This is a genomic window from Streptomyces sp. NPDC019224 (assembly GCF_040632605.1).
In the GTDB taxonomy this organism is placed as follows: Bacteria; Actinomycetota; Actinomycetes; order Streptomycetales; family Streptomycetaceae; genus Streptomyces.
Genome location: NZ_JBEYCF010000068.1, coordinates 1 through 16,064, shown reverse-complemented (window position 1 = coordinate 16,064; position 16,064 = coordinate 1). Strand labels below are relative to the sequence as shown.

Genomic DNA, 16,064 nt, shown 5'->3' with positions numbered 1-16,064 from the left:
TGCCTGCTGCGCGCTCGGCCTTGACGCCTGCGCCGACACTGCGCCGTCCGGTTCGGCGGGTCTCACTCGCAGCGGGCGCCCCGGGGGCAACCGTGCGGCAGAACCAGAGTCCGGACGACTTCACACCGGGCGAGATCCCGGTAACCTCGGCTCCCCCGGACACATCCCGGCCCGCCATGAGCCCACGGGCTCCACGGACAGCGAAGGCCGCGGCCGACAGGGGGCCACTTCGACAGGGAGAACAGACATCGCTTCTCCTCGTCGACGTGGGTTAATCCGGATGGAACACTGCTGACACACGTCATAAAACCGCGCCTGGCCTGCAGGTTCCTCCTGTCGGCTCCTTCGACCTTCCTGGATCCTCAGATGCTGGAATCACTCACGCCCCGGACCGACCCCTCGATGCTCGCCTGCTGGCACGGCACGCCTGCCTTGATGGAGCGGGCGCACCGACACGACGACATCGAGATCAACCTCGCCACGGACAGTGAACTGGTCTACATCGTGGGAGGGCGCAGGCTCACCTTCGCCCCCGGGGAACTGGTGGCGTTCTGGGCCGGGATACCTCACAAACTGATCCATGTGACCCCCGGGACCCACATGGGGTGGGTCTACGTCCCACTGACCACCTTCCTCGGCTGGAGGGTGCCGGCGGCCGGCGTGACAGCCCTGCTGCACGGCAAGTCCGTACGGACCGGCAGAGCCGGCCGCCAGAAGGGCGACGCCGACCTGCTGCGCCGATGGCAGGCCGACCTGAGCACCGACGACGCCGAACTGCACCGCATCGCCCTGCTGGAGATGGAGGCACGGATGCGCAGGCTCATCCACCAGTCCTTCCCCGGCACCCGGGAAGCGGACGAGCCCGGGGGACACAGGTCGGTGGAGCACACCGCCCGGATGGCGCAGTTCATCGCCGCGCACTTCCGCGAACCACTCACCGCCGAGCGCATCGCGGCCAGCGTCCCCCTGCACCCTCACTACGCCATGGCACTGTTCAAGGAAGTCCTGGGAATGACGCTGAACGGCTACGTCAACCAGTGCCGGGTGGCTGAGGCCCAACGGCTGCTCATCACGACGGACCGCCCCGTGGCCGAGATCTCCGCCGCCGTCGGCTTCGGCTCACAGAGCAGCTTCTACGCGCACTTCACCGAAGCCTGCGACGCCTCACCGGGCAGCTACCGCAAGGCACACCACGGAAGTGCGCCGTTCGCGAGCGTGGCCGGAGACGACCCGCTCACCGTGATCGACAAGGCGACCTTCTGACCCCCGCCATCCGGCATCGATCTGACACGACGTCAGAAAATCACCCGGCGTACGACTTGCCCCTCCCCAGCGGCTCCAAAACCGCCACTCCCGCACCACCGGTCCCCCACCTGGACTTCGACGACGGCCCGCGATCGAGCAGTCACCGGAAGCACGCCGCCTGTGTTCCCGCCCGTCCCGCCCACGCCCGCGCATGCGAGGCGTGAGAGCTCGGGTGCCCCCAGCCTCCAGCAGACAGCCGGTACCCCGTCCACCATCCGCTCGCGAGCGAGCCGCCGGGCACGGATCAGGCGCGTACATCACCGCCGTCCCTCGTGAACGGTTCGACCCGCCGCAGGCACTCGGCTCACCCGCTGTCGCGACGGTACGCACTGGGCGGCACCCCGAAATGCGCGCGGAAGCGGCGGGAGAAGTGGAACTCGTCGTGGAATCCGTAGAGACGGGCGATCTGCCGGACGGTCATCGTGGTCATGCGTAACAGACCCGCCGCGTCCCGGATGCGACGCCCGTTCCGGTAGGCCAGCGGAGACTGGCCCACCTCGGCCACGAACCGCCGTCGGAACGTGTCGTAGGGCAGCCCCACCGCCGCGGCGACCTCGCGCAGGTTCACGGGGGCCTGCAGATCCTCGGTCAGAAGGGCACATGCCTCCTTGACGGGGTCGCGTGGGTCGGGAGTGTCGGCTGCTGTGATGTCGGCCAGCAGACCGGCGAGAGCGAGGAGCTGGTGTTCGGCATCGGTGGCGGTGGGCTGGCCGGCGGCGATCACAGCCCTGAGGGCGGGCGCCGAAACCGGTGTCCGCGGAAGGCGCGGGCCGCTCCCGGCAAGGACGCCGGCAGCGGCGAGCGCGTCGGCCAACGGGCCGGTGACGACGGCGAAGAGCTCCGTCCAACGGCCCCCCGGCAGCGTTCCGTACAGGTGGGGCACGCCCGGAGCGACCACAGTGACCATGCCCGGCACGATCGTCTGTTCCCCTCCGCCGCCCTGGCGGTAGATGCCGCTGCCGCTGATCACGTGTGACACGACCCATCCCGGCACGGTTCTGAGCTCGTGCGACGGCGCGGGCTCGGCGTCGACGACCTCGCCGGCGAGCAGCAGCCGGCCGAGGCGCGTCCGTCGTCCGCCGATCCTGAAGATCCGCACACCCGAGTTCATCGCACAGAACGTACATGCATCGGCCAAGACTTCCATTCACGCGCCGTGTCGGGCGCCATAGCGTTGCGACCACCGGATCCGGAAGGGCAAATCCCGGCAAAGAAGCGAGTAGAGGGAGAAGACGAGCATGACCTCAGTCGAACACAGCCGCACCGCTCTGGTCACCCAGGAGATGGCCGACCAGTACCGTCGGGAAGGCTACTTCGTCATCGAGTCGGCACTGCGGCCCGAGGAACTCGCACTACTGCGCAGCGGGGCCGACCACTCCGTCGCGAAGGCGGACGCGGCGATGGACGCGGCCGGCGCGGACCGGCTCGGCATCAGCGCGCGCGGCAAGCGCTACTTCAGCAACATGATCTACGAAGACCTGCCGGAACTCCGTGAGTTCCTCTTCGGCGAGACCATGGCGGAGATCTGCCGGGCCGTCCTCGGTCCGGATGCCTACCTGTTCTGGGAGCAGTACGTCATCAAGGCCGCCGACAAGGACACCTCATTCGCCTGGCACCAGGACTCCGGCTACGTGCACGAGGACCACGAGCCGTATCTCACGTGCTGGATCGCCCTCGACGACGTCACCGAGGAGAACGGCGCCGTCTACCTGCTTCCCTACTCCCGGTCCGGCATCCGCTCCTACATCAGGCACATCAAGGACGAGCGGACCAACGACATGGTCTGCTACTTCGGGTCGGACTCCGGAGTACCCGTCGTCGCGCCGGCCGGGTCCATCGTGGTGTTCTCCAGCGTCATGATCCACCGCAGCGGTCCCAATCTCACCGACCGCTACCGCCGCGTCTACCTGGCGCAGTACTCCCGGGAGGTGATCAGGAAGAAGGAGAGGGACGGCGGAGAGCCGGCCGGTTCGTTCGAGCGGTTCCTCGACGGCAACGAGATCGTCGGGTCCTGACCGGCGTGAACCGCCGGTGCCCACGAACCCGTGACGGGCTCGCGGGCACCGGCGCCGGTTCACGGCCGACCGGCAGTCGGCGGCCCGGCCGGTCCCAGTACGCGCGCGGGGAGGGCCGCCACCCGGTCGGCGGCAGCGGTCAGTGAGTTCTCGTACCACCCTGCCAGCCGGGTGTGCAGCAGGTCGTTGAACGGGGCGGTCCATCGTTCCTCCAGGTGGCCGGGGCCGAAGTACACGCCCAGGAGGGAACCGGCCGTCGCGCCGTAGCTGTCGGTGTCGTTGCCCTGGCTGACCTGTTTGCAGATGCCGTCGCCGACGTCCGTGGCGAAGCGCAGCGTGTTGATCAGGGTTCCGCTCTCCTGGAAGACACGGCAGTGGCCGTACCGCGCGTACCGGCCGTGGATGGCCCGGTAGCCCTCCAGCCAGTCGCGTGCCTCCGCCACCAGCGCGAGCGAGTCCGCGACGATGGCGAAGAAGCGGCTGCGCTGCGGTACGTAGCGCAGCGCGGTGGCGAACACGTCCAGCGGGTCGGTGGCGGTGAAGGCCGCGGAGATGGCGGCGGCCGCGAACATCGCTCCGTACACGCCGTTGCCGCGATGGGTCAACGACGCGTCCCGCCAGGCGAGTTCGGCCGCGATGTCGGGGCGGCCAGGACAGGCGTATCCGTAGGCGTCCGCGCGGATCATGGCGCCGCAGAGCTCTTCGCCGGGGTTCAGTCGTGCCGGCAATGCTTCCAGTTCCTCGGGCGTCATCGTGGGGTAGTCGTCCAAGCCCATCGCGAGGCCCTGCCGGGTGAGGAACGTCCGCTCCGGTCCCCAGGTACAGGCGAGGGGAACGTTCTCCAGCCACATCCTCCGCAGGTCGGTCTTGGTGAAGTCGGCCCCGTGCCGCTCGAGTGTCATCAGGCCCAGCAGCGTGTAGTTGATGTCGTCGTCCGGGACCACCCGAGTGATGTTCCCCCGGGTGGTCTCCGGCCAGTCCGGGTGAAACGCGCGGAAGCCGCCCTCCGTGCACAGTCCGGAGGGGAGGTAGTCCCGCAGGGGCCATTCCCCGAGCCGTTCCAGAGCGGACCGCAGTTCATCGAGGGTGGGCATGACCTCGACCGGCTTGCCCAGAACACAGCCCACGACCGACCCGAGGAACCCGGCACGCGCGCGTTCTCCCGCCGCGGCGACGGACACCGGCGCCGGGCGGTCCGGAAGCAGCCGGGTCGGCGGGGCCTGCTCGGCGCGGATCCCCGCCAGGTCGCTGGGTTCGACATACGGCCAGTCCGCGCGAACCGGTGCCGCGTCGATCGCGGCCGCCAGGTCGGCGAGGGCCTGGTAGTCGTCCGGCAGCCGTTCCAGGCGGCTCGACATGCCGGTGACGTCGCGGCCCTGCTCCTCTTTGTCCCGGAGCATGGCGCGCAGCTGCTGACGCAGCACGGGGAAGGGCGCGAACAAGGGTTTACTCCCTGTGTGGTGGGGTGGCTGGAGGCAGGCCCGGTGGTGCCGGCCCCCTGCCCCCGCCCACCACCGACAGCTCGTCGCGGTCACTGGTGGGTGGGGAGCAAGGGGCCGTTGACGGCCGCCCCTGTCAGGCGGGTGCGGCCGCCCTCCGGTGGGAGTCGATCAGCTGGGCGAATCGCCTCCCACTCGTCTTGAGGGTGCGTCGTTGGGTCGCGTAGTCGACATGGACGAGCCCGAAACGCTTGCCGTAGCCGAAGTTCCACTCGAAGTTGTCCATCAGCGACCAGGCGTAGTAGCCGTGCAGGGGTACGCCTCGGCGCACGGCAAAGGCGCATGCCTCCAGGTGACGCTCCAGGAAGTCGACCCGGTCGGGGTCGTGCACGGTTCCGTCGGCTTCGACGACATCGTGCTGGGCGGACCCGTTCTCGGTGATGACGATCGAGGCGGGGGCGTACTCCTCGTGCAGCCTCACGAGTGTCCGCTCCAGGCCCTCGGGATGAACCTCCCAGCCCATCGCGGTCGTTCGGGATCCGGGGACGGGCAGGATGTCGAAGGAGGGCGCCGGCCGCCCGGGGGCGTCGGCGACGATCTGCCGGAAGTAGTAGTTGACACCGATGTGGTCGAGCGGGGTGGCGATGGTCTCGGCGTCACCCGGGCGCTCCGGCAGGTCGACGCCGTACACCTCGCGCATGTCGGCGGGGAAGCCGCGGCCGTGCACCGGGTCGAGCCACCAGCGGTTGTGGTGCCCGTCGGCTCGCCGGGCGGCGTCACGGTCGGCGTCGGAATCCGTGGCGGGTTCGCAGGGGCTCAGGTTGACAGCGATACCGACGTCGGGTGTGCGGGCGGCGTTGGCCCTCAGCGCCTGCGCGGCGAGACCGTGACCGAGCAGGAGATGGTAGGAGGCCTGGACGGCGGCGGTGAGATCCTTCACTGCCGGAGCGTGGAGGCCCTCCAGATGACCGAGCCAGGCCGCGCAGTAGGGCTCGTTGAGAGTGGCCCAGTTCTGGACTCGATCGCCCAGGGTCCCGGCCACCGCCGCGGCGTACTCGCCGAAACGCTCCGCCGTCGCGCGCTGCGGCCAGCCGCCGCGATCCTGCAGCGCCTGCGGCAGGTCCCAGTGGTAAAGGGTCGCGTACGGACGGATACCGGCTTCCAGCAGACCGTCCACGAGGCGGTCGTAGAACGCCAGGCCGGCACGGTTGACGACGCCGTCGCCGCCCGGGACGACCCTCGGCCAGGAGAGGGAGAAGCGGTAGTCACTCACCCCCAGCTCCCGCATGACCTCGATGTCCTCGGCCCATCGGTGGTAGTGGTCGCAGGCCGTGTCGCCGTTCTCGCCCTGCTCCACCGCCCCCGGTACGTCGCACAACGTGTCCCAGATGGACCGTCCCCGTCCGTCGGCGGCGGTAGCTCCTTCGATCTGGAAGGCCGAGGTCGCGACTCCCCAGCGGAACGAGGGAGGAAGTGCATGAAGGGACTGCATGAAGCGACTCCTGTTTCGGTGTGCAGAACGGGATGAACGATGTGCTCGGTCCACCGCCGTCGAGGGCCGGGCAGCGGCGGAAGCAGGGTGCGGGCCCTGGACCTGGGCTCGTCCCGCCCCGGTGGGCCGTTGTGGTCGTGGAGGATGCCGTCGTCGCCGTGGGTGGAGCAGGAGCGGCTGGCCGGGACGCCTCCGGGACGCTGATCAGCACGTTCACGTCGACATCCGCTATGGAACCGCTTTCCGCCCCCGGATTCCTCCTGTGAGCCCGGGCGACCTTCCTGGTTCCTCAGATGGCGGACACCGGCCCGACATACCGAGGGCGGATATGCGGGTGTCGTGTACGGAGTTCCTGTGGTGCGCAGGCCGCAGCATCCGGCCCCTGAGAGGTCGATTTCATCTCGAATGCCCGCTAAGGGCTCCCAGGAGCGTTGAGATGCGGTGCGGGTGAGGTTGTGGAGGCGGTTGATGCCTGCGGGGCGGGTGGGGTTTCGAATGAGACCGGCCGGCTCATGCTCCACCGCCGCCTGGCCTCGGACTGCGAAACCTTGCCCACCCGCTCCGAAGCCGTGATCCACATCGCCATGACCGACCTCATGACCCGCCGCCCCACCGAGGGTCAGCTGTCGCAGGTCAAGGCGGTCCGGGCGGCGTTCGACCGGTTCGCCGGGCACCGCGCGGCCCGTATCCCTCGCTGCCCGACGGCGGCGGGTCCGAGGAGGACGCGCGACGCATGGCGCGCCTGGCCGAACGCCTAAAAAAGAAGCCCGCCCCGGCAGCCCGGGACGGGACGCCCGGCCCGCGGACGGGAACGGGAACGGGCGGTCAGCTGGTCCAGAGGACCGGGCTGTCGCGGTACGCGTCACCCTCCTCGAACGAGGCAACCGCGATGGGATCGGTCTTCGTGGCGCTGAGCGAGCACGTCTCGTACGAAGCGCCCTTGGTGGCGAAGTCGCGGGGGGCCGTCTCGTTGTCGCACTTGCCCGGGAGGTCACCGATCAGGATGACGCCTGTGGGGGCGCCGCCTTCCAGCTTGCCGCGCAGCCTCAGCGACGCGTAGGACAGGTCTGTGCCGCCGACGTTCTCCACCTTCATCCGGATGTAGTAGGGCGTCATGCCCTTCGCCTTGTCGCCGAAGGGGGCCATGTCGGCCTCGGTGCCCTTCTCGATCGCCGTGACCGTGACAGCGATGGTGCCCTTCTTCTCGGTCCCGTACGTGAACGGCAGGACCGCCCGGTCACCGATCTTGAGCTTCGTGCCCGGTGCGGTGACGTCACCACTGGGCGCAGCGGGAGCGTCGTCGCCGGGGTCCGCCGACGGGCTCTCGCTGCTCGGGGCGGACGAAGCCGGGGCGGACGAGGCCGGGGCGGAGGCCGAGGGCGACTCCTGTGCCGCCGCGGAGTCCTCGCCGTCGTTGCAGGCCGTCAGCCCGAGGCCCAGGGTGGTGAGGGCGACTGCGAAGACGATGCGTCCCTTGCGTATCATTTTGACCTAACTCGCGGTAGAGGCTGCGCCGTTCGACAGACGCAACGTTCAACAACTGGACGGAGCGCCCGGCCATGCGACCGGACGCGCCGGAGCGGCACGGCAGCGCGTCGACGAGGCGCGCCGCGACGCCCACCTCAGACTGAGGCAGAAATGACACAGGTTTGTCGCAGGGGCGGCACAGCCGAACGACGAGCGTTCGGGACACGCCGGTGCGGTCTGCGCCGTACCACCCCCGGAAGGGAAGTGGTGCCGCGCCAGGCGGGGTGCGCCTGCCGTGTCGCCCGGGCTGAAGCGGTGCGGAGCCGAGGGGGTGGTGTCGGATGCGCAGGCCCGCCCCTGCCGGTCTCGCATGGTCACCCGCGCACGTCGGCAACCCGGCACCGTACCGGTCCCGCAGTCGCTGCGGCCGGCCTGCAGCACCCCGCGCACCGACCGTTCCTTCCGCTCACGGTCAGTGAGGCCGGCTCCGCTACCGGGGCCGTGTCGCGATCCGGATCAGGTTGCCGCAGGTGTCGTCGAAGACCGCTGTGGGGACGGGGCCGGTGTTCATGGGCTGCTGGGTGAAGCGGACGCCGAGGCTGCTCAGGCGCTCGTACTCCGCCTCGACGTCGTCCACGGCGAACTGGGCGAGCGGGATGCCGTCCGCGACGAGTGCGTCGCGGTGGGGCTTGACGGACGGGTGGCCGACGGGCTCCAGGAGGAGTGCGGTGCCGTCGGGTGTGTCGGGGGAGGCGGGCGAGGAGGTGCGCCTGTGCGCGTCGGCAGGTTGTGTACCGGTGGCAGCGTACGGGTCGGAGAACTGTGCCGTCGGGGGCGGTGTCGTCGGTGCACGCTGTGTTCCGCCGTCGGGAGCGTGCGTGGTCTCCGTGGGAGCGGCGGACACCTGGGGCGCGTGCCGGTCCGGGTCGGGCGGTGCGGAGCTTCCGGTGACGGCGAGCACGACTGCCGCGACAGCGGCGACGGCGACACCGCCGCCGGCCATGAGGGTGCGTCCTCGTGCGGGCGCGCGGGAAGTGGTGTTCCCCTCCCCGCCCGGCAGAGGGTCCGCGTGTGTGTGGTCCGCCGCGTCTGCCGGCTCGGGGGCGGCGGCGAGGTGCAGGGCGGAGGCCGGCGCGGGTGCTGTGCCGGCCAGCGCCGTCAGGGCTCGGGCGCAGTCGTGTGCTGTCGGGCGGTCCTGCTCGTCCCGGGCCGTCATCCCGCTCAGCAGAGCACGGAATCGTTCCGGTGCCTCGGGAGGCAGGGCGGGTCGGCGGTGCAGTCGCGCGATCGCGGATTCGACGGGTCCGCCGCCGTACTCGAGGCGGCCCGTGAGGCATTCAAGGAGCACAAGGCCGAGGGCGTAGACATCGGCGGGCCGGCCCACAGGGCGGCCGAGCACTTGCTCGGGAGACAGGTAGGCGGCCGTGCCTACCAGTGTGTCGGTCGCCGTGCGGGCGGTCGAGTCCAGCGGCTGGGAGATGCCGAAGTCCGCCAGATGGGGCCGGCGATCGGAGTCCAGGAGAATGTTGGACGGTTTGACGTCTCGGTGGACGATTCCGGCCTCATGTGCGTGAGCCAGCGCCTGGGCGAGGCCCGCTCCGAGTGCGGCGGTGGCCTCGGGGGCCAGCGGGCCCTGGGCGATGCGCTCCTTCAGCGTGGTGCCTTCGATCAGCTGCATGACCAGGAAGGCGCGTCCGTCGTGATGCCCGGCGTCGAAGGCGGTGACGAGTCCGGGGTGATGCAGCTGGGCCAGGATCACCGCTTCGCTCCGCCAGCTTTCCTCGGCGTCGACGCAGGCGTCGGGCCGGAACACCTTTACCGCGACCGGTCGTCTCATCCGCAGGTCGAAGCCCTGGTAGACGTCCGCCGCACCACCTGAACCGAGAAGCTCGTCAAGACGGTAGCGGCCGCTCAGCACCTCGGCGCAAGGCCGGGAAGCTGTGGCGTGGGCAGATTCGCGAAGCCTCATTCCCTCTCCTGCTGCGTTGGAGGGCTTACGCCAGTCGGTGATCCGGACCCGACGCACCTTGAGACGCCGCGTACCCGCGAGGAGCCGTGTGAAGCCTCACCATCTCGTGCGCTGCCGTCGGCCGCTTCCGCTCACGGCCGGAGGCCGGCCGAGGAGGCCGGGGCCTCACAGGTTTCCGTCGTACGGGACAGCCCGTGGCTCCGCCGGCGCCCGCCCGGACGCGGGTCGCGGCCGGCCGGGACCGCTTCGTCGGTGGCGACGGCTCCGAGTGAGCGCTCCAGGGCGTGGACGCCCGCGTCGGTCAGGTGCACCACACGTGGGCCGCGCCTCCGCCGCACCCGGTCCACCGCGAAAAGGCGGGCGGTGGGCCTCAGCCGGAGTCGCCTCCTCTTCCAACGGCCTCCACCGTGCATCCCACTCCCCTACCGCCTCGGCGGCCCTCCGCTCGTCGGCCTTCGTATGCGCCAGGCAGGCCCGTACGTACGCGCAGGTCACCGCGTGCGACGGCGGGATATGGCCTCGCGTCGCCGTGGAGAACGTGGAAGTGGACTTGCGGGCTGGGGTCACCGCCCGTCGCACATAGGTCAGCACCCTGTAGGTCCTGCTCATGTCTGGCGTGGTGTCGTTGGAGTGCGCGGGTGATCATTCGCCCTGTCCGCCCGCGACCGGCCCTCAGGGCGCCTACAAGCCTTAAGGGCCGCTGATATGGCGTCCGTTGTGTACCGCGTCACTCCGTACGACCCTGCTGACTTCGCCACGGCGGCAGGCGCGGAGATCTCCTGCATCGCGTATGACTCGAGGGAACGCGTGGCTGCTGCCTGTGTGGCGGCCGTGGCCGGGTTCGCGCTCGATGCCGCCGTCGAGCATGTGATGATCGACAATCCCATGACCGAGGGGTAGTCGACTGTTGGCTGCAAAAGATTGTTAGGCGTGCGTAACCATGCGGGAGTGGCAGCGTTATCAGCGTATGAATCTGACGGAGTGGGCGAGGGTGCAGGGTGTGAACCCGCATACGGCCTACCGCTGGTTCCGTGAGGGCACGCTGCCGGTGCCCGCGCGCCGGGTGGGACCGCGCACGATCCTGGTGAACATCGACGCGAACACCTCACTCTCCGTGACCGGTGGTGTGGGTCTGTATGCCCGCGTCTCCTCGCACGATCAGAAGGCCGACCTGGAGCGTCAGACCGCACGCTTGTCGGTGTGGGCCGCTCAGGCCGGTCACCGGGTCGTCCGTGTCGAGTCCGAGATTGCCTCGGGGATGAACGGCTGTCGTGCGAAAGCGAAGCGGCTGCTGGCCGACCCGGTGGTGACCACGGTCGTGGTCGAGCACAAGGACCGCCTCGGCCGGATGAACGTCGAACTCATTGAGGCCGCCCTGTCCGCTTCGGGCCGCAGGCTCGTCGTCCTCGATGACGGCGAAGTCGAGGACGACCTGGTGCGCGACATGGTGGAGGTACTGACGTCGTTCTGTGCCCGCCTGTACGGCCGTCGGTCGGCGAAGAACCGGGCGAGGAAGGCTCTCGAAGCGGCGGCCGGCGATGAGTGAGTCGAAGAAGAAGCAGCTGCGCACCATCGACGCGCCGTTCGTCGCGCCCGGGCCGTCCGGGGTGGCGGTACGCGACCGTCTCAGGCATCTCACCGACGTGGACGACACGGTGTTGCGGCTGGTCGGTGAACACCTCGGACGCCTCGCCTCGCTGGACCTCAAGGCCCGCTGCGCTGACGGTCTGGACCACAACAGTGACACGTGGGCGGCCCGCAAGCAGGGCCTGACCGCGCAGTCGTCGTCCCGGTGGGCCGGTTCGATCACGAAGGCCACGCACGATCAGTGGGCGCTGTCCCGGCGCTGCCGGCTCGCCCACATCCAAGGGCTTGAGGCCGGTGTGCGCACGCTGACGCACCGACTGGCGCAGCCGATCGGCCACAAGGGCAGCAAGCGGGCACCCGGCGGATACCGCAGTCGGGGCGAGTGGTTTCACAAGTCCCGCCGTCTGACGGTCCTGGAACACCGCCTGGACGTGGCGCGCGCTGAGCGCGAGGCCGGTGTCGTGCACGTCGTGCGCGGCGGCAGGCGTCTGATCAACAGCCGTCACCACCTGGACGCCGCCCGGCTCACCGCCGGGCAGTGGCGCGAGCGGTGGGAAGCCGAACGGTGGTTCCTCGCCGCTGACGGGGAGTCCGGCAAGCGCTTCGGCAACGAGACGATCCGCGTCACCCCTGACGGCGAGGTCAGCATCAAGCTCCCCGCCCCACTCGCCGAGTACGCGAACGCACGCAACGGCCGGTACGTGCTCGCCTCCAGAGTGGTCTTCGCGCACCGCGGCCAGGAGTGGGCCGACCGCGTCTGGGCGAACCGGGCTGTGGCCTACCGCATCCACCTGGACGTGGAACGGGGCCGCTGGTACCTGACCGCGTCGTGGACCCGGCCGGTGGTCCAGACGATCCCGCTCGATGCGGCCCGGGCCGCCGGGATGGTCGGCGTGGACACCAACGCCGACCACTTCGCCGCCTACCAGCTCGACGTCCACGGCAACCCGGTCGGCGACCCGAGACGCTTCTTCTACGACCTGTCCGGCAGCGCCGACCACCGTGACGCCCAGGTCCGGCACGCCATCAGCCAGTTGCTGCACTGGGCCGACCGGTGCGGCGTCAAGGCCATCGGCCTGGAGAACCTGGACTTCACAGCCGAGAAGACCCGCGAGAAGCACGGCCGGAACAAGCGTTTCCGGCAGCTCATCTCCGGCATCCCCACCGGCAAGCTCAAGGCCCGCCTGGTGTCGATGGCGTCCCAGCACGGACTGTCGATCGTTGCCGTGGACCCGGCGTACACGTCGATGTGGGGCGATCAGCACTGGAAGAAGCCCCTCACCTCGAAGAGACGAAAGATGTCCCGTCACGACGCCGCGAGCGTCGCGATCGGGCGACGCGCCCTCGGGCACCCGATCCGGCGACGGGCGGCACCGCCCCACGACGACCAGAGTGATCGTCGTGGGCATCGGACCGCCCAGGCCGGACCAGGCGCACGAGGGCGTGAGGGAACCCGCCCACCCGTCACGGAGCGTGCACACGATGCACGTCGCCGAATCGGGGCTCAGCGAACGCGGGAACCCAGCGCATCCAACACCGTTCGGGATGCGCGCACTTCCAGGAACTGGCAGCAAATGTCACTCCTGGACACTGTTTAGGAACGGTTCTTCTCCTTCGCTGTGGGAAGTGGGGGGTATGGGCTGAGCGGGCTCTTCCCCTATGACGGCGTCGGGTTCCACGACGGTGCGCGCGTCCCGATCGCCACGGGTCTCGGGTTGCTGCGGGCGATGGTGCTGCGCGAGGGTGTCTGGTGCCGACTGCGGGCGGACCATGGGTTCTTCGTCCATGTCGGCCACCGGGACGACATATACGTCGGCGGCGGGGACCAGGAGAACGCCGTGTCCCGCACCCGCGTTCTTGGGCTGTTCACCGACCGTGTCGCGATCTCACCGTACGACCCGGCCCTCGACGAAGTCGACGACTCGCGGGCCGCGAACGAGGAGTTCTGGTCCGAGGTCCGAGCAGTGGTCGCAGCCCGCGGCGGGGCCCTGCTGGAGGAACGACCGACCGGCCACGCCTACCGCTGGCACCGTCTGACGACCGTGGGCGAGGTCGATGCTGTGTGCGAGCGGCTGACCCCACGGGCGCGGCCGGCGGTGTGGCCGGACCTCACTGACGAGGTCGAGGCGATCCGCGCCGCCGTCGTGCGCGGGGAACGCCTGCAACTTCTCGTGGAGCAGTTCGCGGACGGGGGGTTCTTCAGGGCGCGTGTCGCCGAACCGGGCATGGGACGTGCGGACATACCGAATCCGCAGATCACGGGGGGTCCGGACCACCGCGTTGCGTTGGTGCCGCTGGAACGAGCTGATCGCCGGCCGCTTCTCGCGGCAGTGCTGCCCGACGAGGACGGTGTCCTTCGGGCACGCTGGCGCACCAATCGCAGCCGGGCCGAGGAGCGGCGGGCGTTTCTTGGCTCGCTGCGAGTGGGTGAGGCTGTCACCGGTGTTGTCGCGTCGGGTCTCGATGACGTCGGGGTTCACGTGGACCTGGATGACGATCTGGGCCGTTCCCTCGGATTCCTCCGTATCCCCGAGATGTCCTGGACCCGTTTCGACTCGGTAAACCACGTTGCCCCGATCGGTCGGGAAATCCGGGCCGAGATCATCGACATCGACTTTGCGCGGGAGCGGGTGAGCCTGTCCATGAAGGCGCTGCAGCCCGATCCCTGGCAGCAGTTTGCCGATACCCACAAGAAGGGGGAAACGGTGTCGGGCACGGTAACCAAGCTGGTGGCGTTCGGCGCGTTTGTCCAGGTGGAGGAGGGCGTCGGGGGCCTCGTGCACCTGTCCGAGCCGGCTGATCACGACGTCCAGCACCCGCAGGAGGTACTCGCGGCCGGTGACCAGGTCCGCGTAGCCATCCTTGACATGGACCGCCGGCGTCGCCGCATTCTTCTCTCCCTCACACGCGCCCGACCGCGACAAGGGGCAGCGGTACCGCACGACGTCAGGGGGTGATGGGCCGTTACCAGCAGTGCTCAGTCATCGCCACATCTGGGTGATGGCTCACCGGACCACGCCGGTGCCGTCGGAACGAGCGGTGGCGGAGGGCTTGTGTGCACCAGAATGGCCACGGCCTCCTCGACGCGGCCGAGGTCGATGAGGCAGCCGGCCAGGTCGTGGTTGTTCCTGCGGTCATGCTGCTGAAGGACGGTGACGGCCTCCTCGGTGCGCCCGGCGTCGGCGAGAAGCCGAGCGATGTGTTCCGCCGCGTACCAAGTGGCGCCTTCGGGGTGGGCCCGGGCCCGTTCAACCGCCTCATCGACCCCGCTGCAAGCGGCGATCAGCGGCAGCCGCATCCAGAACAGCTCCCACTCGACCTCGCCCCCGCACCGAGCGGCGAGGGCGTCGAGGTGGGCCAGGCCGTCGGATGGGCGACCCTGGGCGAGACACAGCTCGGACAGGGTGTGGAGAATCCAGTCGTCGCCGGGGTGGGCGTCGGCCTGGGCACGCATCACGGCGATCGCCTCGTCGCCTCGGCCGTGCCGGGCCAGGAGCTGCGCGAGCTCGTAAGCCGAGTTCGGGTTCCAGGCCGCGGGTCCGCCGGTCTGCCCGAATACGGCGATCGCGCCCTCCACGTCGCCACACTCCTCCAGGAGTTCCGCCAACCGCTGCAGGGCCTCCTCATGTCCGTCGGTCGCCGCGTAGGCGCGCAGTTCCTCGATCCGGCCGTGCCGCGCCAACAGGTCGGCGAGCTGGTCGCGGCTGTTGACCGACGTGATCTGCCGCCTCCTGAGCAGGGTGACGGCCTCATCAATGCGGCCCTGGCGCTCGCGGATCGTCGCGAGCAGGCCGAGCGCAGTGTCGGAATCGAGGCCGCAGCACCACGGGCCGTCGCAGCGGTGGTCGGCCCGCATCCGGGCAGCGAGCAGCGCGGCGGCCTCCTCGTCGCGGCCCGCGACGGCGGCCACGTCGACCAGGGTGGTGGCGAGCGTCCACTCATCGGCGTGCGGCAGGAGCATGGTGAACGCCTCCGCGGCCCGCCCGTGCCGGGAAAGCAACCGCGTGTATGCCTCCAACGCCATCGGGTGCCCGACGGCCATCCGGGCCCGGACGGTCTCGATCGCTTCCTCGATCCGGCCCCAGCCCTCCAGCAGCTCGGCGGTCGCTTCGACGACCGTCCACCAGCCCGTGGCGGCGTAGGGGGCGAGCACCGCCAGCGCGTCGGTCTGCCGCCCCCGCTCACCCAGCAGCCGTGCCCAGACAAGCGCGCAGAACCACTCCCCCCGCCCGGCCCACTCCTCCACCACGGCCGCATGACCGTGGTCGAGCAACCGGGAGACCAGTTCCGGCGGAATGCAGCCGGATCGCGTCCGGACCCGATAGTCAAGATCAGCAAAGTCCATGACCACGCACCATAGCGCTGATCCCCGAGAGGGTGTTGAGTCCCATTTCGGGGGATCCGGTGTCGCTCCTTCATGGTTGGTGGGACGGTTCCATCCTCGTGCCATGTCGTGCACATGGTGGGGTCGTGGTCATGGAACGGATGTCATACACAACCGGCTTGACCGACAGGCAGTGGTCGTGGATCGAACCGCTGGTCACCGGGTGGAAGCAGGCACGGGTGGCGCGGTTGGCGACCGGGAACCCGGGCTCCTGCGATCTGCGGGAGGCCGTGAACGCGCTGCTCCACCAGAACCGGACCGGGTGTCAGTGGCGGCTCCTGCCGCATGATTTTCCGGCCTGGTCGGCGGTGTGTCGGAGTACAGGTCAATCTGCACAGCCGCGTACGCGCGAACGCGCACAGTGCGCCGCGCGGCCTGGGCCGAGGCCGGAGCAGGAATGCTGTAC

Annotated in this window: 13 protein-coding genes and 1 pseudogene; 8 read left to right on the top strand and 6 right to left on the bottom strand. The window is 69.7% G+C overall.

Annotation, left to right across the window (positions count from 1 at the left end):
- Positions 1 to 366 precede the first annotated feature (366 nt).
- A complete protein-coding gene (locus ABZ564_RS29840) occupies positions 367 to 1,263 on the top strand; it encodes a helix-turn-helix domain-containing protein (protein WP_360862239.1) in 897 nt (298 codons plus the stop codon).
- A 346-nt stretch (positions 1,264 to 1,609) separates the two neighbouring features.
- On the opposite strand, the gene ABZ564_RS29835 is transcribed toward ABZ564_RS29840, so the two are convergent.
- Positions 1,610 to 2,416 (bottom strand): AraC family transcriptional regulator, encoded by an 807-nt coding sequence (locus tag ABZ564_RS29835; protein ID WP_360862238.1) that lies wholly within the window; start codon positions 2,414 to 2,416, stop codon positions 1,610 to 1,612.
- Between the two features lie 127 nt (positions 2,417 to 2,543).
- Between ABZ564_RS29835 and ABZ564_RS29830 the strand changes: the two genes are divergently transcribed.
- Positions 2,544 to 3,320 carry a phytanoyl-CoA dioxygenase family protein gene (locus ABZ564_RS29830; protein ID WP_360862237.1) on the top strand — a complete coding sequence of 259 codons (777 nt, stop codon included), beginning with the start codon at positions 2,544 to 2,546 and terminating at the stop codon, positions 3,318 to 3,320.
- A gap of 59 nt (positions 3,321 to 3,379) precedes the next feature.
- Here ABZ564_RS29830 and ABZ564_RS29825 read toward each other — a convergent pair whose 3' ends face one another.
- Complete coding sequence (locus ABZ564_RS29825; RefSeq protein ID WP_360862236.1) at positions 3,380 to 4,762, bottom strand: ADP-ribosylglycohydrolase family protein; 1,383 nt, start codon at positions 4,760 to 4,762, stop codon at positions 3,380 to 3,382.
- A 133-nt stretch (positions 4,763 to 4,895) separates the two neighbouring features.
- Complete coding sequence (locus tag ABZ564_RS29820; RefSeq protein WP_360862235.1) at positions 4,896 to 6,251, bottom strand: GH1 family beta-glucosidase; 1,356 nt, start codon at positions 6,249 to 6,251, stop codon at positions 4,896 to 4,898.
- 503 nt (positions 6,252 to 6,754) lie between these two features.
- Between ABZ564_RS29820 and ABZ564_RS29815 the strand changes: the two are divergent.
- Positions 6,755 to 6,865: pseudogene (locus ABZ564_RS29815) on the top strand (IS5/IS1182 family transposase); the annotation flags it as partial.
- 211 nt (positions 6,866 to 7,076) lie between these two features.
- Here ABZ564_RS29815 and ABZ564_RS29810 read toward each other — a convergent pair.
- On the bottom strand, positions 7,077 to 7,736 hold the full coding sequence (locus tag ABZ564_RS29810; RefSeq protein ID WP_360862234.1) for a hypothetical protein: 660 nt from the start codon (positions 7,734 to 7,736) through the stop codon (positions 7,077 to 7,079).
- A 472-nt stretch (positions 7,737 to 8,208) separates the two neighbouring features.
- Complete coding sequence (locus ABZ564_RS29805; protein ID WP_360862233.1) at positions 8,209 to 9,687, bottom strand: protein kinase; 1,479 nt, start codon at positions 9,685 to 9,687, stop codon at positions 8,209 to 8,211.
- Positions 9,688 to 10,392: 705 nt separating this feature from the next.
- On the opposite strand from ABZ564_RS29805, the gene ABZ564_RS29800 reads away from it, so the two are divergent.
- From ABZ564_RS29800 to ABZ564_RS29785, 4 genes are all read left to right on the top strand, one after another.
- Positions 10,393 to 10,587, top strand: coding sequence for a hypothetical protein (locus ABZ564_RS29800; RefSeq protein ID WP_360862232.1), 195 nt, complete (start codon positions 10,393 to 10,395; stop codon positions 10,585 to 10,587).
- Between the two features lie 67 nt (positions 10,588 to 10,654).
- Complete coding sequence (locus tag ABZ564_RS29795) at positions 10,655 to 11,233, top strand: IS607 family transposase (protein WP_360862255.1); 579 nt, start codon at positions 10,655 to 10,657, stop codon at positions 11,231 to 11,233.
- Positions 11,226 to 12,872: an IS200/IS605 family accessory protein TnpB-related protein gene (locus tag ABZ564_RS29790; protein ID WP_360862231.1), complete on the top strand. Its 1,647-nt coding sequence runs from the start codon at positions 11,226 to 11,228 to the stop codon at positions 12,870 to 12,872. Before ABZ564_RS29795 ends, ABZ564_RS29790 begins: the two co-directional genes overlap by 8 nt.
- A gap of 129 nt (positions 12,873 to 13,001) precedes the next feature.
- Entirely contained in the window at positions 13,002 to 14,231 is a 1,230-nt protein-coding gene (locus tag ABZ564_RS29785) for a S1 RNA-binding domain-containing protein (RefSeq protein ID WP_360862230.1), read from the top strand.
- 20 nt (positions 14,232 to 14,251) lie between these two features.
- On the opposite strand, the gene ABZ564_RS29780 is transcribed toward ABZ564_RS29785, so the two are convergent.
- Complete coding sequence (locus ABZ564_RS29780; protein ID WP_360862229.1) at positions 14,252 to 15,619, bottom strand: hypothetical protein; 1,368 nt, start codon at positions 15,617 to 15,619, stop codon at positions 14,252 to 14,254.
- Positions 15,620 to 15,750: 131 nt separating this feature from the next.
- On the opposite strand from ABZ564_RS29780, the gene ABZ564_RS29775 reads away from it, so the two are divergent.
- Positions 15,751 to 16,064: transposase (locus tag ABZ564_RS29775; protein WP_360862254.1), on the top strand; the 314-nt coding region annotated here is incomplete at its 3' end.